The sequence below is a fragment of the Microbacterium mitrae genome (assembly GCF_008017445.1).
Taxonomy (GTDB): domain Bacteria; phylum Actinomycetota; class Actinomycetes; order Actinomycetales; family Microbacteriaceae; genus Microbacterium; species Microbacterium mitrae.
Map to the genome: position 1 here is coordinate 892507 of NZ_VRSW01000001.1, position 26042 is coordinate 918548.

The 26042-nt window shown below is 64.2% G+C and carries 21 protein-coding genes; 9 read left to right on the plus strand and 12 right to left on the minus strand.

Annotated elements, in window-relative coordinates; genetic code table 11:
* Positions 1 to 29 precede the first annotated feature (29 nt).
* The 6 genes from FVP60_RS04255 to FVP60_RS04280 all read left to right on the plus strand — a co-directional run bounded on the left by FVP60_RS04255 (position 30) and on the right by FVP60_RS04280 (position 7336).
* Complete coding sequence (locus tag FVP60_RS04255; RefSeq protein WP_147824987.1) at positions 30 to 1589, plus strand: family 20 glycosylhydrolase; 1560 nt, start codon at positions 30 to 32, stop codon at positions 1587 to 1589.
* Positions 1574 to 2743, plus strand: coding sequence for an N-acetylglucosamine-6-phosphate deacetylase (gene nagA, locus FVP60_RS04260; protein ID WP_147824988.1), 1170 nt, complete (start codon positions 1574 to 1576; stop codon positions 2741 to 2743). Before FVP60_RS04255 ends, nagA begins: the two co-directional genes overlap by 16 nt.
* Positions 2744 to 3297: 554 nt before the next feature.
* Positions 3298 to 5169, plus strand: a complete 1872-nt coding sequence (locus tag FVP60_RS04265; protein WP_187240553.1) for a sigma-70 family RNA polymerase sigma factor — start codon at positions 3298 to 3300, stop codon at positions 5167 to 5169.
* A gap of 9 nt (positions 5170 to 5178) precedes the next feature.
* Complete coding sequence (locus FVP60_RS04270; RefSeq protein ID WP_147824990.1) at positions 5179 to 5544, plus strand: YrdB family protein; 366 nt, start codon at positions 5179 to 5181, stop codon at positions 5542 to 5544.
* On the plus strand, positions 5541 to 6902 hold the full coding sequence (locus FVP60_RS04275; RefSeq protein WP_147824991.1) for an FAD-binding oxidoreductase: 1362 nt from the start codon (positions 5541 to 5543) through the stop codon (positions 6900 to 6902). Before FVP60_RS04270 ends, FVP60_RS04275 begins: the two co-directional genes overlap by 4 nt.
* Positions 6899 to 7336 (plus strand): NUDIX hydrolase, encoded by a 438-nt coding sequence (locus FVP60_RS04280; protein WP_147824992.1) that lies wholly within the window; start codon positions 6899 to 6901, stop codon positions 7334 to 7336. The genes FVP60_RS04275 and FVP60_RS04280 overlap by 4 nt, the downstream gene beginning before the upstream one ends.
* On the opposite strand, the gene nagB is transcribed toward FVP60_RS04280, so the two are convergent.
* The 7 genes from nagB to FVP60_RS12980 form a co-directional block, all read right to left on the minus strand.
* Positions 7333 to 8112: a glucosamine-6-phosphate deaminase gene (nagB, locus tag FVP60_RS04285; protein WP_147824993.1), complete on the minus strand. Its 780-nt coding sequence runs from the start codon at positions 8110 to 8112 to the stop codon at positions 7333 to 7335. The genes FVP60_RS04280 and nagB overlap by 4 nt on opposite strands.
* Positions 8105 to 9019, minus strand: coding sequence for an ROK family protein (locus FVP60_RS04290; protein ID WP_147824994.1), 915 nt, complete (start codon positions 9017 to 9019; stop codon positions 8105 to 8107). Before FVP60_RS04290 ends, nagB begins: the two co-directional genes overlap by 8 nt.
* Entirely contained in the window at positions 9019 to 9930 is a 912-nt protein-coding gene (locus tag FVP60_RS04295; RefSeq protein WP_147824995.1) for a carbohydrate ABC transporter permease, read from the minus strand. Before FVP60_RS04295 ends, FVP60_RS04290 begins: the two co-directional genes overlap by 1 nt.
* The gene (locus tag FVP60_RS04300; RefSeq protein ID WP_147824996.1) at positions 9927 to 10934 is read right to left on the minus strand and encodes a carbohydrate ABC transporter permease; all 1008 of its coding nucleotides are present in this window, start codon (positions 10932 to 10934) and stop codon (positions 9927 to 9929) included. The genes FVP60_RS04295 and FVP60_RS04300 overlap by 4 nt, the downstream gene beginning before the upstream one ends.
* Positions 10935 to 11009: 75 nt before the next feature.
* Complete coding sequence (locus FVP60_RS04305; RefSeq protein ID WP_147824997.1) at positions 11010 to 12287, minus strand: extracellular solute-binding protein; 1278 nt, start codon at positions 12285 to 12287, stop codon at positions 11010 to 11012.
* A gap of 55 nt (positions 12288 to 12342) precedes the next feature.
* On the minus strand, positions 12343 to 13530 hold the full coding sequence (locus FVP60_RS04310; protein WP_147824998.1) for an ROK family transcriptional regulator: 1188 nt from the start codon (positions 13528 to 13530) through the stop codon (positions 12343 to 12345).
* Positions 13531 to 13608: 78 nt separating this feature from the next.
* On the minus strand, positions 13609 to 14133 hold the full coding sequence (locus tag FVP60_RS12980) for an amidohydrolase family protein (protein WP_187240554.1): 525 nt from the start codon (positions 14131 to 14133) through the stop codon (positions 13609 to 13611).
* Positions 14134 to 14317: 184 nt separating this feature from the next.
* Here FVP60_RS12980 and FVP60_RS04320 point away from each other — a divergent pair, with 184 nt between their 5' ends.
* Both FVP60_RS04320 and FVP60_RS04325 read left to right on the plus strand, forming a co-directional pair.
* Positions 14318 to 16057, plus strand: coding sequence for a L,D-transpeptidase family protein (locus tag FVP60_RS04320; protein ID WP_147824999.1), 1740 nt, complete (start codon positions 14318 to 14320; stop codon positions 16055 to 16057).
* Positions 16058 to 16270: 213 nt separating this feature from the next.
* Positions 16271 to 16726: a GNAT family N-acetyltransferase gene (locus tag FVP60_RS04325; RefSeq protein WP_147825000.1), complete on the plus strand. Its 456-nt coding sequence runs from the start codon at positions 16271 to 16273 to the stop codon at positions 16724 to 16726.
* Positions 16727 to 16786: 60 nt separating this feature from the next.
* Here the strand turns inward: FVP60_RS04325 and FVP60_RS04330 are convergent, their stop codons facing one another.
* Positions 16787 to 17512 carry a hypothetical protein gene (locus FVP60_RS04330; protein ID WP_147825001.1) on the minus strand — a complete coding sequence of 242 codons (726 nt, stop codon included), beginning with the start codon at positions 17510 to 17512 and terminating at the stop codon, positions 16787 to 16789.
* An 811-nt stretch (positions 17513 to 18323) separates the two neighbouring features.
* Here FVP60_RS04330 and FVP60_RS04335 point away from each other — a divergent pair.
* A complete protein-coding gene (locus FVP60_RS04335; RefSeq protein WP_147825002.1) occupies positions 18324 to 19181 on the plus strand; it encodes an endonuclease domain-containing protein in 858 nt (285 codons plus the stop codon).
* A 725-nt stretch (positions 19182 to 19906) separates the two neighbouring features.
* On the opposite strand, the gene FVP60_RS04340 is transcribed toward FVP60_RS04335, so the two are convergent.
* From FVP60_RS04340 to FVP60_RS04355, 4 genes are all read right to left on the minus strand, one after another.
* Positions 19907 to 21718, minus strand: a complete 1812-nt coding sequence (locus FVP60_RS04340; protein ID WP_147825003.1) for an ABC transporter ATP-binding protein — start codon at positions 21716 to 21718, stop codon at positions 19907 to 19909.
* Positions 21715 to 23541, minus strand: a complete 1827-nt coding sequence (locus FVP60_RS04345; RefSeq protein WP_147825004.1) for an ABC transporter ATP-binding protein — start codon at positions 23539 to 23541, stop codon at positions 21715 to 21717. Before FVP60_RS04345 ends, FVP60_RS04340 begins: the two co-directional genes overlap by 4 nt.
* A 423-nt stretch (positions 23542 to 23964) precedes the next feature.
* Positions 23965 to 24462: a methylated-DNA--[protein]-cysteine S-methyltransferase gene (locus FVP60_RS04350; RefSeq protein ID WP_147825005.1), complete on the minus strand. Its 498-nt coding sequence runs from the start codon at positions 24460 to 24462 to the stop codon at positions 23965 to 23967.
* Positions 24463 to 24464: 2 nt separating this feature from the next.
* Positions 24465 to 25967 carry a DNA-3-methyladenine glycosylase 2 family protein gene (locus FVP60_RS04355; RefSeq protein ID WP_147825006.1) on the minus strand — a complete coding sequence of 501 codons (1503 nt, stop codon included), beginning with the start codon at positions 25965 to 25967 and terminating at the stop codon, positions 24465 to 24467.
* Positions 25968 to 26042: the final 75 nt, after the last annotated feature.

Sequence of the window (26042 nt, forward strand, 5' to 3'; positions counted from 1 at the left end):
CCATTGCGCATTTTGTTAGGTTTCCTTACATGACTTTCGCTGCGACGACGCCGCCCCTGGTTCCGCTTCCGGTCTCCTTCGATTCGGCGCCCGCCGTGCGGTTGAGCGCGCAGAGCCGGGTGCTGGCACCGGCTGAACTTCAGCGCGAGGCGCAGGAGCTGGCGAATGCGATCGCCACGCGCACCGGTCTGGAATTGGCCGTCGCAGAAGGTGCCGACGGCATCGACGGCGATATCGTCTTCGCGCTCGAAACCGACGCCCCCGCTTCAACCGACGCTCCTGGTTCCGCCGACGCCTACCGCATCGACACCAGCGGCGGACTCGTCTCGATCTCCGCATCCGCAACAGCCGGCGCCTTCTGGGCGATGCAAACGCTGCGGCAGCTCCTCGCGCAGGATGAAGACGGCTGGTACGTGACCGGAGCTGTGATTGCCGACGAGCCTCGCTACGCCTACCGTGGCGTGATGCTGGACGTTGCCCGCCACTTCTTCGGCGTCGACGACGTGAAGCGCTACATCGATGCGATGAGCGCCTACAAGTTCAACGTGTTGCATCTACACCTGACCGATGATCAGGGGTGGCGGCTGCACAGCGACGCCTACCCCGAGCTCACAGAAAAGGCATCTGCTAGCTCGGCGCTGGGTGACCCCGGCGGGTATTACACCGCCGCCGATTACGAAGAAATCGTCAGTTACGCAGCCTCGCGCCATATGACGATCGTTCCCGAAGTCGACATGCCTGGGCACACCCACGCGGTGACGCTCGCCTACCCCGAGTTCACCAAAGACACCGTGATCATGGACTCGGTCATCGAGACCGCGAAGCTTTTCGGTGACGACCTGCCCGTGCACGGCACGACGTACACCGGATGGGGCGTTGGCTTTTCCAGCCTCAAGATCAATGACCCGGCAACCGACGCCTTTGTCAGCGACATCTTCCGCGAGATCGCTTCTGCCACCCCGGGGCCGTTCATTCACCTGGGCGGCGACGAATCGCTCGGAACCACGGAGGAGGACTTCGCGAGTTTCATCGCGATGGCCTCTCGCGCCGTGCAGGCGACCGGGAAGACCGCCATCGCGTGGCACGAGGCGGGCAAGGCCGCAGATCTCGCCCCCGGAACCATCGGACAGTATTGGGGATTCGTTGAGCCCCAGCCTGGTTACGCCGAGGAGGCGCGGGCGTTTGTTGCCAAGGGCGGCGCGCTCATCCTCTCCCCCGCCGACGTCAGCTACCTCGACATGAAACCCACCGCCGACTACCCAATCGGACTCGTCTGGGCGAATGGCCCCACCGCAGTTGAAGCCGCGTATTCGTGGGAGCCGACCGACGTCATCTCAGGCGTCGCACCGGAGGCGATCCTCGGCGTTGAAGCGCCCATGTGGAGCGAATCTGCCCGCACCATTGACGACGTGTTCTCGCTCGCCTTTCCCCGCGCGGCCGCGATCGCCGAAATCGCGTGGAGCCCGCAGCTTTCACCGCTGCGCACGTGGGAGTCGTTCCGCGGCAGAATCGCGTCCCACCCGCAAGCGTGGCAGTCTGAACGCATCACCTTTCACGATTCCGAGGAGATTACGTGGGTCACGGCGTAACGACGCTCATCCACTCGGCGACGCTCGCCGACGCCAGTGAATTGCAACCCGACGCGTGGGTTTTGCTTGCCACCGAGGGCGTGCTGGCCTCAGGTACCGGCGATAGTTGGCGCGACATCATCGAGACCGGAACCACGGTCATCGACGCGCAGGAGCTGGCCGGCGCCGGCGCAGTCCTCGCACCGGGCTTCATCGATATCCACGGCCACGGCGGCGCTGGCCGCTCGTTCGATGACGGTGCCGCCTCGATCATTGCCGCCCGCGACATGCATCGCATGCACGGAACCACGCGAGCGGTAATTTCACTGGTGACGGCAGATATTGACACGCTTTTGCAGCGCACCGCAACGGTCGCCGAATGCATGCGGGAGCGCACCGACATTCTCGGAGTGCACCTGGAAGGCCCTTTTCTCGATCGAGGCCACAAGGGCGCCCACGAGGAGTCATTGCTTCAGACACCCGCCGCCGCAGTGATCGAACGCATCGTTGCCGAGACGGACGGCGTCGTTCGCCAAATCACGATCGCGCCAGAGCTCGACGGCGGGCTGGATGCCATTCGCGCTCTTGTCGCCGGCGGAATTGTTGCCGCGATTGGCCACACTAACGCCGACGCTGACATCACGCGCGACGCCTGCGATGCTGGCGCTACCCTCATCACGCACGCGTTTAACGCGATGCCCGGCATTCATCACCGCGCGCCGGGGCCGATCGTTGCCGCTGTTGCCGACCCCCGGGTGTACCTGGAGATCATTGCCGACGGCGTGCACGTCGACCTCGATCTGATCCGCATGATCTTCGCGAGCGCTCCCGGCCGAGTCGTACTCATCACCGATGCGATGGCCGCCGCCGGTTCTGGTGACGGATCGTATGTGCTCGGCAACCTTGAGGTCACGGTGATCGATGGCGTTGCCCGCCTCACGCACGGCGACTCTATTGCTGGTTCCACCCTCACCCAAGATGTTGCGTTGCAAAACGTCGTCGAGGTGGGCGTTGCGGTGGCCACTGCGATCGATGCGCTGACTCGCGCACCGGCGGAGGCGATCGGCGTTGCGGATCGCTACGGCCGGGTTCGCCCGGGCTTTGCTGCCGACGCCGTGCTGCTTGATCGCGACCTTAACGTTCGCGCCGTGTGGTCAGACGCCGTTCGCGTCTGAACCAGAGTCGGCCGCCATCTCGCTTAGGCGAGCGGAACCACGGTGGATGAAAAGAAGAGGGGGCTCGGTATGTCGAGCCCCCTCTTTTCAGTTCTCCCCGGGAACTGCCCCCGATGCTGAGCACCGACTGCTGCATCCTTCCCCCGAAGTACGCATACGGTGTCTCACCCTTTAAGACGGGCCCATCCGCATTTCATAACGCGAAATCAAAAACTTTTTTGAGTTTCTTTTTCGACCCAGGTTTTTTGACTGTGGGGCCGCCCAGGGCGCGGCCCCACAGGACGCTGCTGTGGCGTCATACGGAGAGCCGAACACCCCCAGCGCCCGGCCCTCCGACCCCGCGAAAAAACGCGAGGCAATATATGAGACGGCGATTTGTATGGTTCATAACGCGAAATCAGAAAAGTTGGCGCAATTCGCTGTGAAACCCGAAGAGTTGCTCCAAGAACCGCAGATTCTGGGCACTTTTCTTGGCGGCACGCCCGATGTACGGAAGAATAGATGATTGTGGATCGACCCGAATCTGATCCACCCAACCGACAGACAAAGTGCCCGTGACATCTGCATTCTCAGACGCGCCCGACGGAGACATCGTCCCCGACGCGACGCTTGTCGACCGCGCACGCGATGGCGACACCGCCGCCTACGGTGAGCTCTGGACTCGCCACTATGGCGCGGGCCTCGGCGCCGCCCGAGCGGTTACTTCCTCCATCGACGCAGATGACCTCGTGCAGGAGTCATTCACCCGCATCTACCAAGCCATCCAGCGAGGCGGCGGCCCGCAGGGCGCATTTCGCGCCTACCTGTTCACCAGCATCCGCAATACCGCGGCCTCGTGGGGTCGAGCACGCCAAGAGTCGTCTATCGATGACCTTGACGTGGTGGCTGATCCCTCGACCACCGACGCAGAAACTGAAGCGGCGCTTGATCGCAGTCTGACGCACACTGCATTTCGCAGCCTCCCCACCCGTTGGCAGGAGGTGCTCTGGTACACCGAGATCGAGCAGCTAAAGCCGTCGCAGGCTGCGCCACTTTTGGGCATGAAAGCGACCGCCGTCGCTCAACTCGCCCTGCGCGCTCGTGAGGGCCTGCGCGAAGCGTGGGTTACCGCACATCTGAAGACCCTTGACGACGGTTCCATGTGCCAGTGGACCATCGAACGCCTCGGCGCATACTCTCGTGGTTCCGCGAGCACGCGCGACAAGGCGAAAATCGAAGCCCACCTTGGTGAGTGCGCGCGCTGCGCGATTGTCGCCGGTGAGGCCGAGCACGTATCCTCGCGTCTCGCTCTGGTGCTACTGCCTCTCACGCTGGGCGCGACGGGTGCGGCCTCGTACCTTGCGACGCTGCAGGGCGGCGGCTTGACGCTGGTGGCTCTTGCTGCCGGAGCATCGCCCGTCATGCCGGGTGGCGTCACCGAGTCAGTCGTGGGCACGGCCGTTGGTTCCGCTACTGCGGCAGCAGGCGCAGCGGGTGCAGGCGCCGGTGCAGCCGGTGGCTCCTCAGGTGTCGGCGGAGCGGTCGGAACCGGTGGGCTGGTTGGCGTGTTGTCGGTCGCCGCCGCCGGCGCGCTCATCGCGGGTGCCGCGATCGTCGGCGTGACGGTTTCTGGCTCGGCACCGCAACCCGTGGCGGCCGACGATTCCGCCCAGAACTCACTGACCGACACGGCGCAGGTCATGCCGGATGTTGTGGTTTCAGCCCCGCCTGCTCCTGCTCCCGCGCTGACGCTTGAGCCATCGCCGTCACCGAGCGCGCTCCCGCCAACCCTCGTTCCGGCACCCCCTCGCACTTCCGCGCCAGCGGCACCTGTCGTGATCACGCCGCTCGATCCCGCACCGGCAGCGACTACTGCGCCGCAGCCAGAACCGAGCATCCCCGCAACGGAGGAGCCGTCACCGCAGCCCTCGTTGGTTCCGTCCCCGGAGCCGACGGCAAAACCGTCTCCCGAGCCGACCACGGAGCCAACGCTGCGACCGACCCCGCCGCCGACCCTTGAGCCAACGCCGACTCCCGAGCCCACCATCGCACCAGAACCGACGCCGACGCCGACGCCGACGCCTGAGCCGACTCCCACACCCGATCCGACTCCCACACCCGATCCGACTCCCACACCCGATCCGACACCGACACCCACACCGACGCCGGAGCCCGAAGACCCGCCCATGCTGCGCGGATGGGATCAATACGACGACTACTTCGCGTGGGTGAGCATTGGCGGCACCGACGGTCGTGACGTCGGCGTGTTCGTTAACGGAAACCAGTACTCCTCGGCACGAGTCGTCGGCGGAACCGCAAACTTCTGGATTGCCTCACTGTCACCAATCCAAGATGCCGAGATCTTCTTCCGCTATCTCGACGGCGCCCAGGAGCAGTCTGAGACGCACACCGGTGCCGAGTGGGAAGCCCTGCTCAACCCCGGGTAAACTGGTGGCATGGCTGAAACCTCCACCACGAATGGCAATCGCCCCGCGATCTCTGTCATCGACATCATTCGCTTCGTCGTGGAGTTGGCAGCATTCGCAACCCTCGCGCTGTGGGGATTCCTAGGCTTCGCCTTCCCCTGGAACCTCGTCGCCGGTATCGGCGCGCCGGCGCTGGCGATCGTCGTGTGGGCACTATTCGTCTCACCGAAGGCCGTCTTTCACGTGCACCCCTATGTTCGCGCGCTCGTCGAACTTCTGGTTTTCGTTGCCGCAACGCTCGCGTGGTGGGACATGGGTCAGGCCATCGTTGGCATCGCCTTCGGTGTCGTAGCCGTCGCATCGGGGCTGGTCGCGGGCCGCCGTAACATCGCATGACCACGGTCGTCGAACGGTTGCAGCGCGAGCTGGATGGCCGAGTCGACGTCTCCTCTGTCGCACGTGAGAACGTGCGCGCCGACAAGTCGGGTCATGCGTCCGCAGGGCTGCCCCTCGCCGTCGTCTACCCGGAGTCGGTTGCCGACGTGCAAGCGATCATGCGCATCGCCACCGAAACTCGCACACCCGTGGTTCCGCGTGGCGCGGGTACCGGGCTGGCGGGCGGCGCGAACACCGGTGCCGGAGAAATCAGCCTCTCACTAACCCGCATGACCCGCCTGGTCGAAATCAACGCCGACGACCTCACCGCCGTCGTCGAGCCCGGCATCATCAACGCTCAGCTGAACGACGCCCTCCGCCCACACGGATTGTGGTGGGCGCCCGACCCAGCGAGCCGCGAAATCTCAACCGTCGGCGGAAATATCGCGACCGGTGCCGGCGGCCTGCTGTGCGCCAAGTACGGCGTGGTGCGTGATGCCGTGCTCGGCGTTGACGTGGTGCTCGCCGACGGCACTCTCCTGCACTGCGGTCACCGCACTGTCAAAGGCGTCGCCGGCCTCGACCTCACAGCCCTACTCATTGGTTCCGAAGGGCGACTCGGCGTCATCGTCGGCGCAACGCTCAAGCTACGGCGGCTGGTGGGCGGAACCACGTGCACGCTGACCGCACTGTTTGCAACGGTTCGTGACGCGGCGGCTGGGGCAGCGGCCGTGACCGCGGCGGGCTTGCAGCCAGCCATCATGGAGCTGATGGATGCCACCTCGCTCGAGGCTGTGCACCGGCTTCTGGAGCTTGAGGCGCCCGCGGCCGGTCAGTCCCAACTCACCATCCAAACCGATGGTGCAACCTCCCGAGCAGAGGCTGGCGCGATTGCCGCAGTGCTGACCGCGGCGGGCGCCGTTGTCGCGATGACCGATGATGCCGCCGAGGGCGCGGAGTTGCTGCGCATCCGCCGATCCATGCACCCCGCGATGGAGACGCTCGGAACCACGCTGATCGAAGACGTCTCGGTGCCACGCTCCCGGCTGGCCGACATGTTCGATGAGATCGCCCGCATCGAGCATGCCTACGACATCACCATTCCCACCGTCGCGCACGCCGCCGACGGCAATCTGCACCCCAACTTCGTCTTTGACGGCCCCGAGGTTCCGCCCTTCATTTGGGAGGCGGCCGATGACCTCTTCACCTCCGCGCTGCGATTGGGTGGCACTCTCACCGGCGAGCACGGCGTTGGTGTGCTCAAAAGCCGGTGGTTGAAAGCCGAGCTCGGCGATGCGCAGTGGCATCTGCAGCAACGTATCGTCAGCGCATTTGACCCGTTGGGCATTCTCAACCCCGGAAAAGTGTTCGCGCCGTGAGCAACGTTATCCGCGTCAGCGCCGTACTGATCACCGATTCAGCACAGCGCGCGTTGATGGTGCGAAAGTATGGCACCGCCGCGTTCATGCAGCCAGGCGGCAAGCCTGAGCCCGGCGAATCGCCCCGCGAGACGGCCGTGCGCGAACTCGCCGAAGAGCTCGGCATCACGGTCGCGGCGGCCGAGCTCACCCCGCTCGGGGTTCATCGCACGCCGGCCGCGAACGAGGCCGGCTTCGATGTGGTGGCCGATTGCTTCGCCCTGCATCTCGCCGACAGCACCCCCATCACGGCGGCCGCAGAGATCGCCGAGGCCCGCTGGCTTACGCTCGACGACCTTGCCGCGCTCACCATCGCGCCCCTCAGCATTCAGGCGCTCCTCCCCCTGGTTTGGGGAGAAGCGCCTGTCGTTCGTGCGTTGGCTGCCTCAGACTAGATGCCCTGCCACGCCGGCTTGTTGGCGTAGGTGTAGCGGTAGTAGTCCGCGCGGCTCAGCTTGCTCGCCGCGGCCTCATCAACCACAACGGTCACGTGTTCGTGCAGCTGAATGGCCGAAGCCGGCATCGAGGCGCTGACGGCGCCTTCGACCGCTGCCGCCACGGCGTCAGCCTTTCCTTCGCCGAAGGCCAGCAGCACCAGGTGTCGGGCGCGCAAGATGGTTCCGAGTCCTTGCGTGATGCAGTGCATCGGAACCTCGTCTTTGCTCGCGAAGAAGCGCGCGTTATCGGATCGCGTCTGCTCGGTGAGGGTCTTCACCCGTGTGCGCGATGCAAACGATGAGCCGGGCTCGTTAAAGCCAATGTGACCGTCGGTGCCAATACCGAGAATCTGCAGGTCGATTCCGCCTGCGGCATCGATTTTCGCCTCGTAGTCAGCACCGGCGTGCTCGATGCCGTCAACGGCACCGCTGGGCACGTTGATGTTCTGAGGTGTGAGCCCCAACGGCTCGACCACTTCGCGAGTGATGACGCTGCGGTAGCTCTCGTGGTGAGCAGGGTCGATGCCGACATACTCATCAAGGGCGAACCCGCGAACCTGAGAGACGTCGACGTCGGCCAGCGCAGTGCGCAGGGCCTCGTAGACCGGCAGCGGCGTCGAGCCGGTCGCCAAGCCCAAGACGGCCTGCGGGTTGGCGCGGACGAGACCGGCAATCTCATCGGCGACCAGGCGGCCGGCAGCCTCACGATCCGCGACAATAACGACTTCAGCCATGTGCCAATGCTCCTTCAGGAAGTTCGGCTACCCCGACAAGTGCGGCACCAAGCGCCGCCGCGGGCGACGCCGCCGGTAGCGGTTCCATTCTGTCATCGAACCGCAGCGACCGAAGAAACGGGCTCAGTTCGGCCTCGCGCTCGAAGATCGCGCGCACATCGGTGAACAATCGGTCGCCCACGGCGGTGACGCCACCGCCAATCACCACGGCATCGACATCGTTGGAGAGCACAAGCAGTCGCACGGCGGCAGCAATGCCCTGCGCGATCCCGGCGCGAAGCGCCAGCGCTTCGGCATCACCGAGATCGGCTGCGTCGTAAATGTCGCGAATGGGAAGCGCGCCGGGCCGACTCCAGCGTTCCGCCACCGCACCGCCGCCACACAGCGCCTCGATGCAGCCAAACTGCCCGCACCGGCACCGCGGTCCCGCCGGATCAATACTCATGTGACCGATCTCGCCCGCAATGCCGTGGCCACCGCGGTGAAGCGAGCCGTACAGCATGAGCCCGGCGGCAACACCGGTTCCGATGTTCAGGTACGCCATGGCGTCACCGCCGCCGCGCAGCGCGTGAGCGCCCAGCGTCGCAGCCTTCACATCGTTCTCAATGCGAATGGGTGCTGCGGTAAAGGGGGCAAGAGCCGCGCCCAGATCAAGATCGGTGATGCCGAGATTGACGGCGTGCTGCACGCGGGCCGTGCCCGGAACAATTTGCCCGGGAATCCCAATGCCGATGGACGAAGCAACGAAGCCGTCGGGCACCACCTGGGTGATGGCATCAACAATGGATGCCACCACGCCTTCGGCGCCGGTGCGGGTCGCGAGGCGCGCCTCCGCGACGATCGTATTGTCGTCCCCGACCGCTACGGCGTGCACTTTCGTGCCGCCGACGTCGAGTCCTACCTTCATTAGCCCTTCACTGCTCCCGACACCAGTCCTCCGGTCATGCGTCCCTGCACGAAGAGGAAGAACACGACAACGGGCAGCGAGATGAGCGTGGAGGCGGCCATGACAGCACCCCAGTTGGTTGCCTCGGTGGCCGACTGGAACGAGTACAGCCACGGCACGAGGGTGAGGTTTTGGCCCTTCATGATGAGCAGTGCCATCACAAACTCATTCCACGACTGAATGAAGGCGAAGATTCCGGTCGAGACGAGCCCGGGAGCCAGCAGCGGGAAGGTGACCTTCCAAAACGCTTGCGCGCGAGTGCAGCCATCGATCATGGCGGCCTCTTCAAGCTCGATCGGAACGCCGGCAACGAATCCGCGCAGGGTCCAGATAGTGAAGGGAAGCACCGCCGCCAGGTAGACAACGCCCAGGCCCAGCATGGTGTTGAGCAGGCGCCAGTCGTCAATGATGCCGAAGATCGTGAACATCATCGCCGCACCGGGAATCATCTGAATGATCAGAATCGAGACGATGAAGGTCTTGCGGCCCTTAAAGCGGAACCGCGCCAGCGCGATCGAGGCGACAAACGCGATGATGAGGGTCGCCACCAGCACCCCGAGGGTGACCAGTGTTGTCGTCATCAGTGCATTCGGAAAGTCCGTCTGCCCGGGCGCTGCCGGCCGGTTCCACGCCGTCTCGTAGTTGCGCGTCGTGAAGTCCACCGGAAACAGGCTCGGCGTGCGGCTAATGATCTTGTTCGACGGTGTCAACGACATGTTGACCATCCAGTAGACCGGGAAGATGCTGCACACGAAGACGATCACGGCGAAAACGTTGAGCCCGGTGCGGGTAAAGAGCTTGCGCGGTGATGACTTGCGCCGCGCGGGAGCGCTGGCGCCGGAGACGACGAGGGATTCGGTGAGGGTGCTCACTGCTCCTCCTCCTTCAAAGAGTTGCGGATGTAGCCGATGGAGAGGGTGAGCAGAATGAGCACCATGATCACTCCGATGGCGCTCGTCATTCCGTAGTCACCGGCACCCAGCCGATAAAGGTACGTGCCGAGCACGTTCGTTTCGCTCGCCGTGCCACCACGGCTCTGCAGCGCGTACACCTGCGTAAAGATGTTGAGGTTCCAAATCACCTGCAGCACGAGCACCACGGTGAAGACGCTGCGCAGGTACGGGAAGACGATGAAGCGGAACCGGCGCAGCCCCGTGGTTCCATCCAATGCGGCAGCCTCCAACACCTCACCAGGAACCTGGCCGAGGGCGGCGTACAGCGTGAAGACAACAAAGGGCACACCCATCCACACCACGACGATCACGACAATGGCCATGAAGGTCCAGGGGTTTGCGAGCCACGAGTGATTCGTGAAGTTGCTACTGCCCGTGATGGTGTTCAGCGCCCAGTTGAAAACGCCGTACTGGGTGTCAAAGATCCAGCCCCAGACGACGGTTGACGCCAGCGGCGGCATCGACCACGCCAACAGCAGGCCGACCGAAACCAGGATGCGCGCCCAGCGGGACAGCTTGGTCATGAGCACCGCAATGAGCGTGCCCAGCAGCATGATGCAGGCGGTGATGACGACCATGAGCCCGAGGCTGCGAAGCAGCACCATCGGAAAGTCGCTCTGGGTCAGAATGTCGACGTAGTTTTCGAAACCAACGAAGTCGGGCCAGGTGCCCTGCACCTTGTTCTTCGTGGTCAGATTGGTGAAGGACTGAATCACCATCAGCACGGCGGGGTAACCCACCAGCACGCCCAGCACGATCAGCGCGGGCGTCAGCAGACCCCATCCGCCGAGCGCTTCGCGGAGGGTGCGCTTGCGGGCACGCTCCTCGGCATCCCGGGCAGCCTGCAGCTCGGGAGTATCGCCGTCGCGAGCGACGGGCTTCTCGTTCAACGCTTCATCATCGCGTGTCACGGTGGCGCTCATGCGCAGTCCTTCCTGGCAAAAAGGAAGGGGCTCCGGTTGTGTGTGGATGATCCCCGGAGCCCCTCCAGCTTGTTACTACTTGTTGAGGATCTCTTCGATCTTCTTGTCGAGCTCCTCGGCCAGCGTCTTCACGTCGCCACCCTGGGCGATCTTGACGAGCGTGTCGGGGATAACAAGGGAAGCCTCAACGCCAGCCCAGTTTGCGCTAGCAGGAACGGCGCGCGATGCGGCCGTTGCCTCAGCAGATGCCTTGGTGATCTCGTCGTCCGGCAGGAACTGCGCCTGCGTCGTCAGCGCCGGGATCAGACCGTTCTCGGCCATGATCTTCTGGTAGCCGTCCGACAGCATGATGGCGACGGCAGCCTTCGCCTTCTCCTGTGCGTCCGACTTGAAGGCAACGGCGATCGAGGAACCACCGGCAAACACCGGTGCAGCCTCGCCAGCCTTCATGCCGGGAAGCGGCATGGCCTTGAGGTCCTTACCGTAGGTGTCGGGGCAGCCCGGGTTCTCGGCGTCAGCGGCAGCCAGGATCGACCACTTAACCCACGACGGAGCCGAGAGGAATCCGGTCTCGCCAGCGCAGAACGGAACCTGCGGGTCCTGCTCGTTGGAGTCGGCCGGAGCGACGTTCGCGTTCAGGTAGACGTCTTGCAACATCTCAAGACCCTTGATGGACTCGGGAGAAGAGAACTGTGCATCCCACGTGTCGCCATCCTGCACGGCAACTTCGCCGCCGTTTGCCCAGACAAACGCAAGTGCGTTGTACCAGTCCTTGCCCGGTGCCCAAATGCCCGAGCGCGTGTCGGTCTTCATGGCCTTACCGGCAGCAACATACTCGTCGAGCGTTGCCGGAGCCTCGCCCGTGAATACCTCGGGCGAGTAGAAGACGATGCGCGATCCGGCGTAGTACGGAACCGCGTACAGTGCGTCATCTGCGGTGCCGAGCTCGACGAAGCTCTGCAGCATGGCGTCGCCACCGAGTGCTTCCTTCTCGCTCGTGATGTCGAGGAACAGACCCTGGTCGATGAAGCCCTGAGCCTGGGTGTTGCCAACCTCGACGACGTCGGGAGCATCGCTCGAGCCGAGCGCTGCGACATAGGCGTCGTTGGTGTCAGCCCACGTCTTCTCTTCGATCGCGAGGGTCCAGCCCTCGTTCTCCGCTTCGAACGTGGTCTTGAGGTACTCGCGTGCGGCATCGGGGGTGTCGCTACCGATGATCCAGACGGTAAGTTCGCCCGTTTCGGCCGAGCCTCCGTCGCCGCCGTTGCCGCCGTCGTTGGCAGCGCTGGAGCAACCCGCAAGCGCGAGAGCGGCAATGCCAAATGTGGCTACCGCTGCGAGCTTCCGGTTCATAGTTTGTCCTTTGTTTCTTGGCGGGTGGGTGGGCGTGACGCCCGAAAGGAATGTCTTACGACACTCCAAGTTGAGTCGCGAGCACCGTTACCGCGGCGCCGCGCAAAACAATGTCTGCCCCTTGTTCCGACATTCGAAGCTGAATGTTGTCGTGAACCTGAGCGAGGGTGCGGGCGCGGATTGTCTCGCGCGCGGTCTCGATCAAGATTCCGCCGAGCAAATCTTCTGGGCCGGCAATAACGATCTCGGAAAGATCGAGAACACCGATCACGGGAGCGAGCGCAATGCCGAGGCGTTCGCCCGCGTCGCGCAGTACGCCGTCGCGGTCGCCGGTGGCGGCGATGCGGTCGATCAGCGCCGGAACAGCGAGCCACGCTTCGAGACAGCCCACCTTGCCGCACGCGCAGAGCGGGCCACCATCGGTGGCGACCGTGACGTGGCCGATTTCACCAGCGGCAAAGTGCCCGCCGATCATGGCCTGACCTGCCGCCAGCAGCCCAGAGCCGACACCGAGGCCGACGCGAATCAGCAGGGTGTCTGCCGTTGCTCCGCCAAAGGTCTGCTCGGCGAGCACGGCGACGTTCGCGTCGTTCGCAACGACAACGGGCAGCCCGACGGCGTCACGAACGCGCTCGCACATCGGCGCGTTGCGCCAGCCGAAGTTGGGCGCGGTGAGCACGACGCCGTTGAGGTCGACGATACCAGGGGTACCGATGCCGATACCCAGGAGCGGTGCGGTGGCGCTGGCGACCAACTCGCGGGCGAGGTCAGCGGTCACATCGAGGGCGGCTTCGCCGGTGATTTCCCGCGATGTCTTGCGGTCAACGCGAACCACGATGTCGCCGTCGAGGGTCATCACGGCACCGCGGAAGAAGTCAGGCTCAGACAGATCGATGCTGATGATCTGGTGGCCTTCTCGGTCGATGTCGACCAGGGTCGCGGGCTTGCCCGGCCGGCTCCCCTCGCGAAGCCCCTTCTCGGTGACGATGCCATCGTCGATCAATTCGGCAACGAGGTCTGAGATCGTGACACGGGTCAGCCCGGTCTCACGCGAGAGGTCCGCACGGCTCATTGCGCCGTCATGGAACAGCGTCTGCAGCACCAGAGAACGGTTGTGGCTGCGGGCATGTTCGGGGAGAACCTTGCCGCGCGAACGTGCCGAACGCGCAGTGGGAAACTGCGCGACGCCCGTCGCGGGAGCTGCCTGTGGGGTTGCGCTACCTTGCGCGTCCGATGCCATCATGATGTTTGTTAGTAGACCTTACGAACAAACCTGAATGCAAGGGGCGGGAGCAAAAAACCGATCCCTGTTATGGATTCGTTACTTCTGCCTCACGTCCGCGACAAGCTCCGCGATGATCCTTTCGCGCTCCGCGCGTGTGCGTGGCACACCCGGCACCCCGGGCGTGCGCTGCGCTGGGCGCGGCCCATCGAGCGGACGATACGAGATGCCCCACTCCTCCAGGCGTTGCAGGTGCGTCGGCAGCAGCCTCGCAAAGTCTGGTCCGGCCGTCGATGGTGCAACCAACGCCACGTTCTGGGCTTCGCCGCTCGCATCATCGAGGCGGGCCGTCGGAACCAGGGAGGCGACGATGCGCGTCGTCGTGCCGGAGGCGATGGTTCCGTCGCCAACACGACCCGGCGAAAGAGCGAGCCCCGATGCGTCGATCTCAATGGTTCCGGGCGGAAAATCGCCGTCTGGGTAGGCGCCAATGGCGACGATGCGTCGCCCCTCGATCACAACATCGCGCCCGCCGTCTCGGCCATGAACGGCGACATTGCGGTAGACGCGAGTACGGCCCTGGCGCGCGAGAGACGGACTGAGGGTGGCGAGGTTGAGGGTCACGGCGCCAGTGTAGGGGCACGTCGACGGCGCCAGCCAAACGGCGCCGCTCGCGCCTTGCCTGCCGGCAGTTCGTGGTGTGCAGGAACTCGCCAGGCAATCGCGACAGAACCGTGATCCGATCCCGCCTTTTCTCCCATCCACCTCAATTACCATGGAGGCCGGGGACAGAAGAAGGGGGCCCGCAATGGCCAACGCTCACGACGAGAACGACAGCGCGCCGGAGAATCTCACCGACGACGCAGCCGATGGCGATGCCGTCGTCGCAGAATCCGCTACCGACGCGAGTGCCGACGACGCAGCCGTCGAGGTTGTCGACGATGCTGAGGTCGTTGATGTCGTTGAGGCTGACGTTGTTGAAGATTATGACGTTGTTGATGATGACCTTGTCGTTGATGACGCGACGGCGACTGTCGTAGCCGAGGTTGCAGACGCCGAGCCGACTGCGGTAATCGGAACTGCCGCGGCGGCGTCCGAGGTTGCGGCCGCAGAGGCGACCGTTGCGGCAGAGGCTCCCGCTCAGACCGTTGGTAGCGACGGGCAGGTTTATGCCTGGGCACCCGCGAACGACCAGCCGAAGAAGAAGCGCAAGCGCCGCTGGCCGTGGATCGCCATTCCGGCCGCGGGTGTCGTGACTGGTCTCGTGGTCGCATCGATGACGCTGATCGCGCCCGGAGTGAGCGCGGCGGGTGTTCCGGTCGGCGGCTTGACGCAGTCGGCAGCAGCCAACGCAATCACGGCGCGAGTCGCCGACGCTACCGTCACGCTCGAGACCGCGAACGGACCGGTAACCCTGACGGGCGCCGATCTGGGCGCGACCATCGACGCCGAGTCCGTGGCCAAGCAAGCTTTCGACGCCGCACCAGCGTGGAAGGTCGGCAGCTGGGGCAGCGAAGCCTCACCGACGCCGATTGAAATCGACGCCGACAAGGCGCTCGCCGCACTCCGCGAAGCGCTGCCAGACTCCTACGTTGACCCGGTTGATGCCGAGCTCGTGCTCAACAAGACCACCGGCGCCTACACCGTTACCCCCGCGGTAGACGGCAAGGGGGTTCCGCTTGACACCGTGCGCGCCGCCCTCGAAGAAGCCGTCGCGTCTGACAGCGCCACCGCCACAATCGAGGTCACCACCGCGCCAATGCCCGCAGCGCTCACGACTGAAGAGGCGCAAGCCGCCGCTGACGAGGTCAATGCGTTGACGTCGGATATCGGCTTCTACGTCGCAGACGAGCGCACGGTTCCGGTCGATGCAGCCACCGCGGCAACCTGGATCACGCCCTCCGTTAACGACGAGGGTGACCTGACGATCACGGCAAACGAAGCCGAGATTTCGAAGTTCACCGCGACGCTCCCCGAGAAGGTCGATCGTCCGGCTGTTGACGGCGTCAAGCTCGTTGACCGCCAGGGCAACCAGCTGCCGGATTCGATTTACACGAAGGAAGGCGTGCAGGGCCGCACGATCGGCGACGTTTCGAAGATCGCGGGCGAGTTTGCCACGCAGCTCGAAGCGGGCAACGGTCACTACGCGCTGACCGTCACGACCGTCGAGCCAAAGCAGACCACGCTGGAGCGCTGGATTGAGGTCGACGTCAGCGAGCAGACCGTGTACGTATGGGAGAACGACGAGATTGTGCGCGTCATGCTCACGTCTTCGGGCCTCGGCGAGCACGAGTCAACGCGCGGCACGTTCCGCATCAACTCGCACGTTGTCATGCAAGACATGGGTTGCGTGCCCGGCTATGACTACTGCACCAAAGACGTCAAGTGGGTCATGTACTACCACGGCGACGAGGCGTTCCACGGCACGTGGTGGCACAGCAACTTCGGCAACAAGATGAGCCACGGTTGCATGAACCTCAGCGAGGCCAATGCGAAGTGGCTGTGGGACTGGACCCCCATCGACACCGAAGTTTGGGTGCACGACTAAGCACGGTTTTTCTCAGGGCCGCTCTTCGTTTTCGAAGGGCGGCCCTGACTTTTTTACGAAGAAATTCGGTACAGAAACGTGAATTTCTTCACATCTGGAGTATTCGCAGATTTGTATGCACACCAGCGGTTTACTCACGCGTCGCCGATGCTTTGCTCACACTTTCCGGTGAATTCTTGGCAATGTCGCGCGAATAGGCGTTAGCCTGTCCCCATGACCGACCTCCGACTCGTAGAACTCAGTGCGGCCACCATCGTCGCCGTTAACAAGCTGGGCCTCAAACCAGGCCAGGAGGCGTTTCTCGCCCCAATTTCTTATGGCATCGCAGCCACCGTCGTTAACCCCCAGACCACCTGGCAGCGCGTTGTACTCGATGGCGACGACGTCGTCGCCTTCGTGAGCGCAAACTTTGACCCGGACGCCATGGAAGAGCACTTCCGTAGCGTTCTCTGGCGTATCAACGTCGACGCCGACACCCAGCGACGCGGTATCGGCCGCTTCATTGTTGGCGAGCTTCGTAAGGTCGCCGCAGAGAAGGGCTTTGACCACGTCACCGTGATGTATGAAGCCGGCGAAGGCGGCCCCGAGCGATTCTTTGAGTCGGTGGGCTTCGCTCCCACCGGTGAAACCGACTACGGCGAGGTTGTCGCGCAGATCAGCGCCCCCTAAAGCCGCACAACGAAAAGAAGGCGGTGAGGACTCGAGTCCTCACCGCCTTCTTGCTGTTCGTTAGTTCGTTGACTGACCCTTGATCGGCAACACCTTGAAGCCCTTGGTGGCGCCTGATGCGGGAGGAATGACGACAACCAGCTCGCCATCCTTCTGCGTGGCGGCAACGACCATGTCGGCCGGGAGGTTGGCGTGTACGGCAGAAGCCGAGACACCCTTGATAGCACCGGCTTTGGTCGCCTGACCGCTGAGCTGCTTGAGCGACTTCTTGTCGAGTGAGGCAACCCAACCGCCGAAGTGCATGGCCTGCTCATCAACCGTGCCAGCCGGCGCGTCGGCGCGGCCGATCAGCACGAGCGGAGCCGGCTTGTTGCCGTTCATGGCGTTGAGGCCCAGCGAGCGCTGAACGCCAACCCAACCACGCTGCTGGAACTCGGCAAACAACTTTGCGCCGGCACTCTTCTTCGTCGCGAAGTAGATGACGAGCAAAACGATGCCGAGTGGGATCAGCACGAGCGGCGCCCACACGTAGAGGTAGCGCCAAAACTCGGACACCGCAGAGCGGCGACCCTCGAACGTGACGGCGTCGGGCGAGAGGAAGTAGCGCTCGATGAGCATCCAGTTCCAGTTCGACGCGGAGCCGAGCTGGAACAGGTTCATACCGATACCGGCAGCCGCGACCACGAGAGACGCAATGGCACCGGTCAGAAGACCCTTGGGCTGCTTCACCGCGGCTGCGAAACCCGCCGGCGTTGACAATTGATTCTGAAGAGCTGCAATAGACACGGCGAGAGTCTATGTCATGACGGCGGCCCTGACCCAATATCACCCCGTTACCGGCCCAATTCCCCCGCCCAATCCCCCTGGTTCCGTGGGCTCCGCTGGTTCCGTGCGCTCTCCTGGTTACGCGCTCTGCCCTGGTTCCGCGCGCTGTCCTGGTTCCGTGCGCTGCGGAACCATGGGACACGCGGCAGCAGGAGATTACGCCGACGGAAGGAGATCAGGCCGAAATACTCCGTCCCCCACGTGAATCTCCTTCCCTCGCGTTAACGAACCCGCCTCACACAGCCCGTGGTTCCGCGCGCTGCGGAACCACGAGCCACGCGGCAGCAGGAGATTACGCTGACGGAAGGAGATCAGGCCGAAATGCTCCGCCTCCCACGTGAATCTCCTTCCCTCGCGTTAACGAAACCGCGCTCACACAGCCCGTGGTTCCGCGCGCTTCGGAACCACGAGCCACGCGGCAGCAGGAGATTACGCCGACGGAAGGAGATCTGGCCGAAGCACTCCGTCTCCCACGTGAATCTCCTTCCCTCGCGTTAACGAACCCGCGCGCCACGCACGCGAGGCGGGCATCGGCTACCCACAAACCCGCTGGCCCCGCCCCCTAGTTCCGCGCGCTGCGGAACCACGAGCCACGTGGCAGCGGGAGATTACGCCGGCAGCAGGAGATCTGGCCGAAATACTCCGTCACCCACGTGAATCTCCTTCCCTCGCGTGGGCGGCTCAACTCTCCACACACGCGAAACCGGTCTCGATTGTCCACAATTGGGCTGGACTCGTCCAACACACAACCACGCGCCGCCAGGGTGGATGCATGGATCTGATGGCTTGGATTGCCGCGCGGGGCGGCGTCGCGCATCGGCGTGACGCGTTGCGCCGCGGCGCAACAGACGGAACCATTCGCCGCGCGATTCTCGACGGGAGCGTTCGGGTCGTGAGACGGCAGTGGCTGGTGCAGGCTGACGCGACGGCGGAGCTTGTACTGGCCGCATCGAGAGGTGCCCGGCTCGCATGCCTGTCGGTCGCCTTGATTCGCGGGTGGTGGATCCCTGACGGCGTCTCGATCAAACCGCATCTGAGCCTGCCGCCTCACGCCACTGACAGGTCGCGCGCAGATGATGGGTGCGTTCGCCACTGGGACGAGCCGCTCACACCTTTCGGAGCGTACGATCTGGTCGAGCCTTCGATTGACGCACTTCGTCACGTTGCAATGTGTTTGCCGATGGACGATGCACTTGCCGTGTGGGAGTCGGCCATTCGTCAAGAAGAGCTCGATCCTGCTTCGTTGGCCCTCATTCCATGGAAGAACACGCGCGCCGCGCAGCTTGCCGCAGAATGCACAGGATTGCCGGACTCTGGGCTGGAGACCCGTTTCGTGACACGAATACGTCGCCGCGGAGTTCAGGTTGTGCAGCAGGCGTGGATCGCCGGGCGGCCGGTCGATGGACTCATCGGCGAATGGCTGGTGGTTCAACTCGACGGCCAGGAGCATCATGCTGCGGCACCAGAGCGCGCCCGCGATGCCGCGCTCGACGCCGAACTAACCCTGCGCGGATACACCGTGCTGCGGTTTACCTACGCCCAGGTGATTCATCACTGGCCTGCAACAGAACGTACCGTCCTTCGCGCGATGGCGGCCGGGCTTCACCTTCGTCCGCGCCGGGCTGCGTAGATTCCTCACCGCGCCCATCGCCGGGTTCGCTCCGCAGCGCCCCTCGGTTCCGTGCTCGCGCCCTTCGGTTCCGCGCTCGCGCCCCGCGGTTCCGCGCTCGCGCCCTCCAGTTCCGCGCTCGCGACGCACCGGTGACTCCGCCCCGCCTCGGCACCGCCGCACCCAGAGACTCTGTCGCGCCCCGTACGCCCGCTACCCCGCCGCTCGCCCAAGCTGTGATGGTTCCGTCTGGCAACTGCGTAGGCGATTCACGGGCGTCGCACCCACCCGGCAGCAGGAGATTACGCCGGCAGACGGAGACCAGGCTGAAAATCTCCTTCCCCCGCGTGAATCTCCTTCCCCCGCGTTGCGGACGGAGCCCGGAACCATCGACAGCGCGCGAGACAGCGCGCGAGACAGCGCGCGAGACAGATCCCGATAGCGCGAGAGAGACAGAGCACTAACCCATGCGGCAGCAGGGGGTCACACCCACGCGACAGCAGGAGATTACGCCGGCAGACGGAGATCAGGCTGAAAGCCTCCTTCCCCCGCGTGAATCTCCTTCTCTCCCGTCGCAGATAGACCGCGGAACCATGGACAGCGCGCGAGACAAATCACCACAGAACGAGACACGACACCCCGCACGAGACAGACCACCACCCCAAGACAGCCCCCGATAAGCCCCTCCGACACCAAAGCAGTGGGGGCTTGAGTCCGAAGACTCAAGCCCCCACCGAGGTACAACGTTAGACCAGGCTGTTGCGCCACGCGGCGTGGAGCTTCGCGAACTTTCCGGCGCCCGCAATCAACACTGCTGGCGCGTCATCCTCGATGATCTGGCCGTGCTCCATCACCAAGACGCGGTCGGCGATCGCGACCGTCGACAACCGGTGCGCGATAATGATTGCCGTGCGATCGGCCAGCAGCGTCTGCAACGCCTCTTGAATCTGCCGCTCAGACGGAATATCGAGCGAGGCCGTTGCCTCATCGAGAATCAGCACCGCTGGGTTCGCCAAGAACGCCCGCGCGAACGAGATCAGTTGTCGCTGACCCGCCGAGACGCGACCGCCACGCTTGTTGACATCGGTGTTGTAGCCGTCGGGCAACGCTTCGATGAAGGCCGAGGCGCCAACCGCATCCGCGGCTGCCTTGATCTCCGCAAACGACGCCTCCGGCTTACCCAACGCGATGTTGTCAGCCACGGTGCCGCTGAACAGATACGCCTCCTGCGTCACCATCACGATGGCTCGGCGCAGATCCTTCGGGTGCATCGCCCGCAGGTCGACGCCGTCGAGGCGAACGGAACCTTCAGATGGGTCGTAAAAGCGCGACACCAGCTTCGCGAGCGTCGTCTTGCCCGCACCCGTGGTTCCGACCAGCGCCACCGTCTGACCCGCCGGAATCTCCAGCGAGAAGTTCGGCAAAATGGTGCGCTCGCGCGAGTATCCGAAGGTGACCTTGTCGAAGGTGAGGTCTCCGCGGGCCTCCCACAGGTCAACGGGCTGGGTGGGATCTGGAACCGTGGGTTGCTCTTCGAGCACACCAGATACCTTTTCGAGCGCGGCGGTTGCCGACTGGTACGAGTTCAAGAACATCGCGACCTCTTGCAGCGGGCTGAAGAAGTTGCGCACATACAGCACGGCCGCCAGCAGCACACCGACCTCCAGCGTTCCCATCGGAATACGCAGGCCACCCCACAGCACAACAAGTGCCAACGCTACGGCGGAGATCGCCATCATGCCGGGGTCAAACGTGCCGTACAGCTTCATGGAGCGGAGGTTCACGTCACGGTACTGGCCGCCGACTTCGGCAAACTTCGCGTCGTTGGAGGGTTCCTTACGGAAGGCCTTCACGGCGCGAATGCCGGTCATCGTCTCAACAAACTGCACGATGACCTTCGCCGAAACCACGCGCGATTCGCGGTAGATCAGCTGTGAACGCGAGTAGAACCACCGCATCAAGAAGTACAGCGGCAGGAACATCACCAGCAGCACAATGCCTGACTGCCAATCGATCAAGAACAGCGCCGCCAGCGTGAATCCGCCATACAGCACACCGGAGACGAGCTGGTTCAGGCCGCCGTCGAGCAGTTCGCGAATCGACTCCAGGTCGCTGGTCTGGCGCGAAATAATGCGACCAGACGTGTACGACTCGTGAAATTCGAGGCTCAATCGCTGGGTGTGCAGGAAGATGCGCTTACGCAAATCCAGCATGACAGCCTGCGTGAGCTTGGCCGCCAGCACCGCATATGCCGCGATCAATGCGCCGCCGCCAACACCGGCGACGATGAGCCCGATCGATGCTGCCCACGTGGGCATCCACTCGTTTTCGTTGACAGCGAGCGGCAACGCCACGTCGATGCCGTAGGCGATCAGCGCCGGGGCGGCAACGCGGAACGCCGTGGAGACGACGAGCACGAGCGCGGCAAGCACCAGCCACCACTTCAGCGGGCTCACCAGGGAGGCGAGCAGCTTCAGGGAGCGGCGACGAATCGCCTTGCTCTCAGCCTTCGTATAGTCCAGGCGTTCTTCACCCTGGGTTCCGACGACGGTACTCACAGGTTCACCTCCGTCTCCCGCGCGCGGGCTTCTTCGTCTTCCAAACTAGAAATCACGTGTCGATAGTGTTCGCTTGACGCCATCAGCTGCGCGTGCGTGCCGACGGCCGTGACGCGTCCGGCTTCCAGGAGCGCAACGCGGTCAGCCAACGCCACCGTCGAGGGGCGGTGTGCCACGATCAGCGCGGTGGTGGTTTGCAGCACTTCTCGCAGTGCCGCCTCCACGAGCGCCTCGGTGTCAACATCGAGCGCGCTCAGCGGGTCATCCAGCACCAACACGGCAGGCGCGGCGGCAACCGCGCGCGCGAGCGCGAGGCGCTGACGCTGCCCACCAGACAGGCTCATGCCCTCTTCGCCAATGATCGTTTCGACGCCCTCGGGCAGCTCATCGACAAATGCCGCCTGCGCAATGTCCAGCGCCTGACGCATGACGCGCTCGGCCTCGGGGCTGTGCGGGTCAAGCTCGGCACGACCAAGCAACACGTTCTCCCGCACGGAGGCGGAGAACAGCGTGGCATCTTCGAACGCCATCGCAATGTGACGGCGTAGATCTTTGAGTCGCAAATCACGCACGTCGACGCCGTCAAGCAGCACGCGTCCGGCCGTCACGTCGTACAGACGCGTCGGCAGCGTGGTGAGCGTGGTCTTACCAGAGCCGGTGAGCCCCACCAGCGCCATCGTTTCGCCAGGCTCGAGGGCCAGGTCGATGCCGTTGAGCAGGTCGTGCTCGGTCTTGCCCGCGTCTTGGTAGCGGAAGTGCACGTTCTCAAACACTAGCTCGCCGCGCGAGGTCGGCATGTCGACGGGCTTCGCGGGGTCAGTGATGGTGTCGATCTCGTCAAACACCTCGAACACGCGGTCTGTTGCGGTGCGGGCGTCGATCATGAAGGAGAACAAGAAGCCAATCGATTCGATCGGCCACCGCAGCACCGTCGCCATCGCGAAGAACGCGAACAGCTGAGCGACGTCTTCGATCTGCCCCTGCGAGAAAAGCCACACTCCAGCAAGCAGGCTGAGCGCAAACGCCACGTCGGGAATCATCACCAGCCAGAACCAGATCGATCCGTCAGCCTTGGCCTTGTTGATCTCGGTTTCACGCAGGCTCTCCGCCTGGCTCGCGAACTTACGCAACGCATGCTTGCCGCGGCCAAAAGCCTTGAGCACGCGAATACCGTGCACGCTCTCTTCGACCTGGGTCGCCAGGTCGCCAGCCTGGTCTTGGCTCAAGCGCGACAGCGCGCCATACTTCTTCTCGAAGACGTACCCCTGAATCCACAGCGGAATGCCGGACACCAAGAAAATGGTTCCGAGTAGCCAGTGCCAGCGGAACAACAGCACGGCTCCGATGATGATCGTCAGCACGTTGACGACCAGCAGAATGAGACCGAAGGCAAGCCAGCGACGGATCAGGCCGATGTCTTGCATCATGCGGCTGAGCAGCTGCCCCGATCCCCACCGGTCGTGGAACGAGACGGGCAAGCGCTGCAGGCGCGAGTAGAACGACATGCGCATGTCGTACTCGACCGTCATCGACGGGGTGAGCACAAAATAGCGCCGCAGCCACACCATCAGTGCTTCGCCCAGGGCGAGCAACAGGACGGCCGCGGCCGCCCAGATAATGGCGAAGGTCTCACCGTCAGCGATAGGGCCGCGGATGACAGACTCCAGCAGAACCGGAATCATCAGCGCGATGACAGCGCCGCCGAGGGCGCTCAGGCCACCGAGCATGAGCCTGCCGAAGATCGGGCGGACAAAGGGTTTGAGGCGCAACAGTGCGCGCGGGGTCGACAAAGAACTCTTTACGGAGGGCGCGGAAGAAGTCATGATCCTTGTGGGATTGAGAAACTAAAAAACACGGAAACGGGGCGCGCAAAGCGCGTGGCGAGAGCGACTCGCGATCCTGATCAAGCCTCAGGAGGGGCTAGGCCTACGCTATCGCTAGCGAGTGAAGCTTCGGTTCGTTACGCCACTAGTGCGTGAAGCGAAAGAGGCCAGGGCGCTGAGCAACGGTGGCGTCGATGACATTCGTGTGCATGGTGGCCTCCTCGACCTCAGGGATATTGTGTCGGTTGACACAACAGCCCTCCAGAATATAGCTGTGAGTTCGCTGAGCGCAAGAAGCAATTTCGGCAGCAGCGCCGTCACTCCCGGTGCAACCTCACGCGGGCACCACCCATTCCCCGCGGATCCGCTTTCGTCCCAGTGAGATCGGGTGGCTTGAGCACCGCCCGATCTCATCTCTCCTTGTTAGGCCGCCGCAGCCTCCCGCGCCAGCAGCGACTCCTTGACGGCGACGCCCCACGCAAATCCGCCCATAGTTCCGTCGCTGCGCAGTACGCGGTGGCACGGAACAAATAGCGCGGGGGCATTGCGCGCGCAGATCGATGCGGCCGCACGCACCGCCGAGGGCGAGCCGAGGTGTACGGCGAACTCGCTGTAGGTAAGAGGGGTGCCCGGCGCGATGGTGCGCAACGCCTGCCATCCGGCGTGCTGCAGCGTGGTTCCGCTCTGCGTCACCGGCACCGCCATGATTGCTGCCAGATCGCCGCCATAGAACGCGCGAACCGCGTCGGCCGCCTGGCCCGTGTCACCGTCGACCACGCTGGTCGGCCGATTCTTCTCCGCGAGGCGCGCGAGCAGGTGCTCGGCGCTTTCGGTCCAGCCGGAGGCGATGACGGAACCATCGCGAGTGAGAATGCCGAAGGTGCCGTCGGGGGTGTCAAGAAATTGGATCGTAGCGCTCATGCTCATGCATCTTTCGGTGAGTCGGACGGTGTCGATGTTGGTGTGAGGGTCGCGGGCCGCGTCGCGGAAGCGCGCCACAGGTGGGCGGTGAGATACGAACGCCAGGGTGCGAATTGTTCCGCCCAGGCGGCGAATGCGCGCGGCTCGTCTGGTGCGCCGATTGCGCGCGCTCCGGCACGCACCGCGACGTCGCCCGGCAGCGTGATGTCAGGGTCACCGACCACGCGCATGCGCACATAGTCAGCCGTCCACGGGCCAACGCCGGGCAGGGCGAGCAGTGCGGCGCGTTGCTCGTGGGAGTCATCACCGCGGCTGAGCGTCAATTCACCATCAGCGAGCCGGCGAGCGGTCTCCACAATCGCGCGCGTGCGCGCCGCCGGCCCACGCAATACCGAGGTGCCGTGATCGGCAATCGCTCGCATAGACGGAAACAGCCGCGCGGATTGCGGACCGACGTCGGTGAGTTCGCCCAGCTCTTCGGTGAGCCGAGTGAGGTGTGTGCGTGCTGCCGGAACGGAAATCTGCTGCCCGATCATCGCCCGAATCAGCATCTCCTCCGCACTCATCGCTCCGGGCACCCGAATACCAGGGCACGCCGCGACCAGAGGCGCTGCCGCCGGAACCACGGCGAGAGCTTCGTCGATGGCGAGCGGGTCGGCATCAAGATCAAACAGGCGACGAACCCGTGCGATCAGCACCCGCAGGTCCGAGATCGAAGTGAGCCGGGCCGCAAGCGCGAGGCGAGAGCCAGACAGGGTCAATCGCATCCACGCGGGGCCGCCGGGCAGGGCAATGACCCGGCTGTACGATGACGCGTTCGCCTCTTCGGTGCCGACGATGGCACGCGCCGCCATCCACTCGAACAAGCCGGCGGCGTCGAACGGCTCCCGATATGGCAACGCCAACTCAATGAGGCCGGGCGTCGTGTCGGCGTGTTCCCGGCGCCGGGCCCGCAAGGCGCCCGGAGTCATGTCGAACACCTCGCGAATGGTGTCGTTAAACTGCCTGACGCTGGCGAATCCGGCAGAGAACGCCACGTCGGTGACCGTCAGGTCGGTGCCAACGAGAAGCGCGCGCGCGGTGTGGGCACGATGCGCTCGTGCGAGCGCGAGCGGACCAGCACCAAGCTCGGCGGTCAGCACCCGACCAAGGTGGCGGCTCGAATACCCGAGCCTATGCGCGAGCCCATCGACCCCCTCGCGCTCGATCACCCCGTCGGCGATGAGCCGCATGGCACGCCCTGCCGTGTCAGAACGTACGTCCCATACCGGAGAGCCCGGCGCAGCCTCCGGCAGGCACCGCTTGCACGCCCGATAGCCCGCCTCGTGAGCGGCGGCCGACGTCGGATAAAACGTGACGTTGGCCTCCTTGGGGGTTCGCGCGGGGCACGACGGTCGGCAGTAAATGCCGGTGGTGCGCACCGCGGTGACGAACTGGCCGTCAAACCGAGCATCGCGCGAGCTAATCGCGCGGTATCGCTCATCGAAGGAGGCTACGTTCGTCATGCCTCCACTCTGCCATGCGGCACCGACGTCGACTAGCGGAAATCAGACACGACAGTTGCCCGAGTTTCCCACCCG

What these genes read in the sequence shown, in the direction of transcription:
- FVP60_RS04275 (WP_147824991.1), top strand. Translation starts at nt 5,541, where the DNA reads ATGACCACGGTCGTCGAACGGTTGCAGCGCGAGCTGGATGGCCGAGTC.
- FVP60_RS04320 (WP_147824999.1), top strand. Translation starts at nt 14,318, where the DNA reads ATGGCCAACGCTCACGACGAGAACGACAGCGCGCCGGAGAATCTCACC.
- FVP60_RS04350 (WP_147825005.1), bottom strand. Translation starts at nt 24,462, where the DNA reads ATGAGCGCTACGATCCAATTTCTTGACACCCCCGACGGCACCTTCGGC.
- FVP60_RS04345 (WP_147825004.1), bottom strand. Translation starts at nt 23,541, where the DNA reads ATGACTTCTTCCGCGCCCTCCGTAAAGAGTTCTTTGTCGACCCCGCGC.
- FVP60_RS04255 (WP_147824987.1), top strand. Translation starts at nt 30, where the DNA reads ATGACTTTCGCTGCGACGACGCCGCCCCTGGTTCCGCTTCCGGTCTCC.
- FVP60_RS04270 (WP_147824990.1), top strand. Translation starts at nt 5,179, where the DNA reads ATGGCTGAAACCTCCACCACGAATGGCAATCGCCCCGCGATCTCTGTC.
- FVP60_RS04355 (WP_147825006.1), bottom strand. Translation starts at nt 25,967, where the DNA reads ATGACGAACGTAGCCTCCTTCGATGAGCGATACCGCGCGATTAGCTCG.
- FVP60_RS04335 (WP_147825002.1), top strand. Translation starts at nt 18,324, where the DNA reads ATGGATCTGATGGCTTGGATTGCCGCGCGGGGCGGCGTCGCGCATCGG.
- FVP60_RS04300 (WP_147824996.1), bottom strand. Translation starts at nt 10,934, where the DNA reads ATGAGCGCCACCGTGACACGCGATGATGAAGCGTTGAACGAGAAGCCC.
- nagB (WP_147824993.1), bottom strand. Translation starts at nt 8,112, where the DNA reads ATGGCTGAAGTCGTTATTGTCGCGGATCGTGAGGCTGCCGGCCGCCTG.
- FVP60_RS04305 (WP_147824997.1), bottom strand. Translation starts at nt 12,287, where the DNA reads ATGAACCGGAAGCTCGCAGCGGTAGCCACATTTGGCATTGCCGCTCTC.
- FVP60_RS04310 (WP_147824998.1), bottom strand. Translation starts at nt 13,530, where the DNA reads ATGATGGCATCGGACGCGCAAGGTAGCGCAACCCCACAGGCAGCTCCC.
- FVP60_RS04290 (WP_147824994.1), bottom strand. Translation starts at nt 9,019, where the DNA reads ATGAAGGTAGGACTCGACGTCGGCGGCACGAAAGTGCACGCCGTAGCG.
- FVP60_RS04325 (WP_147825000.1), top strand. Translation starts at nt 16,271, where the DNA reads ATGACCGACCTCCGACTCGTAGAACTCAGTGCGGCCACCATCGTCGCC.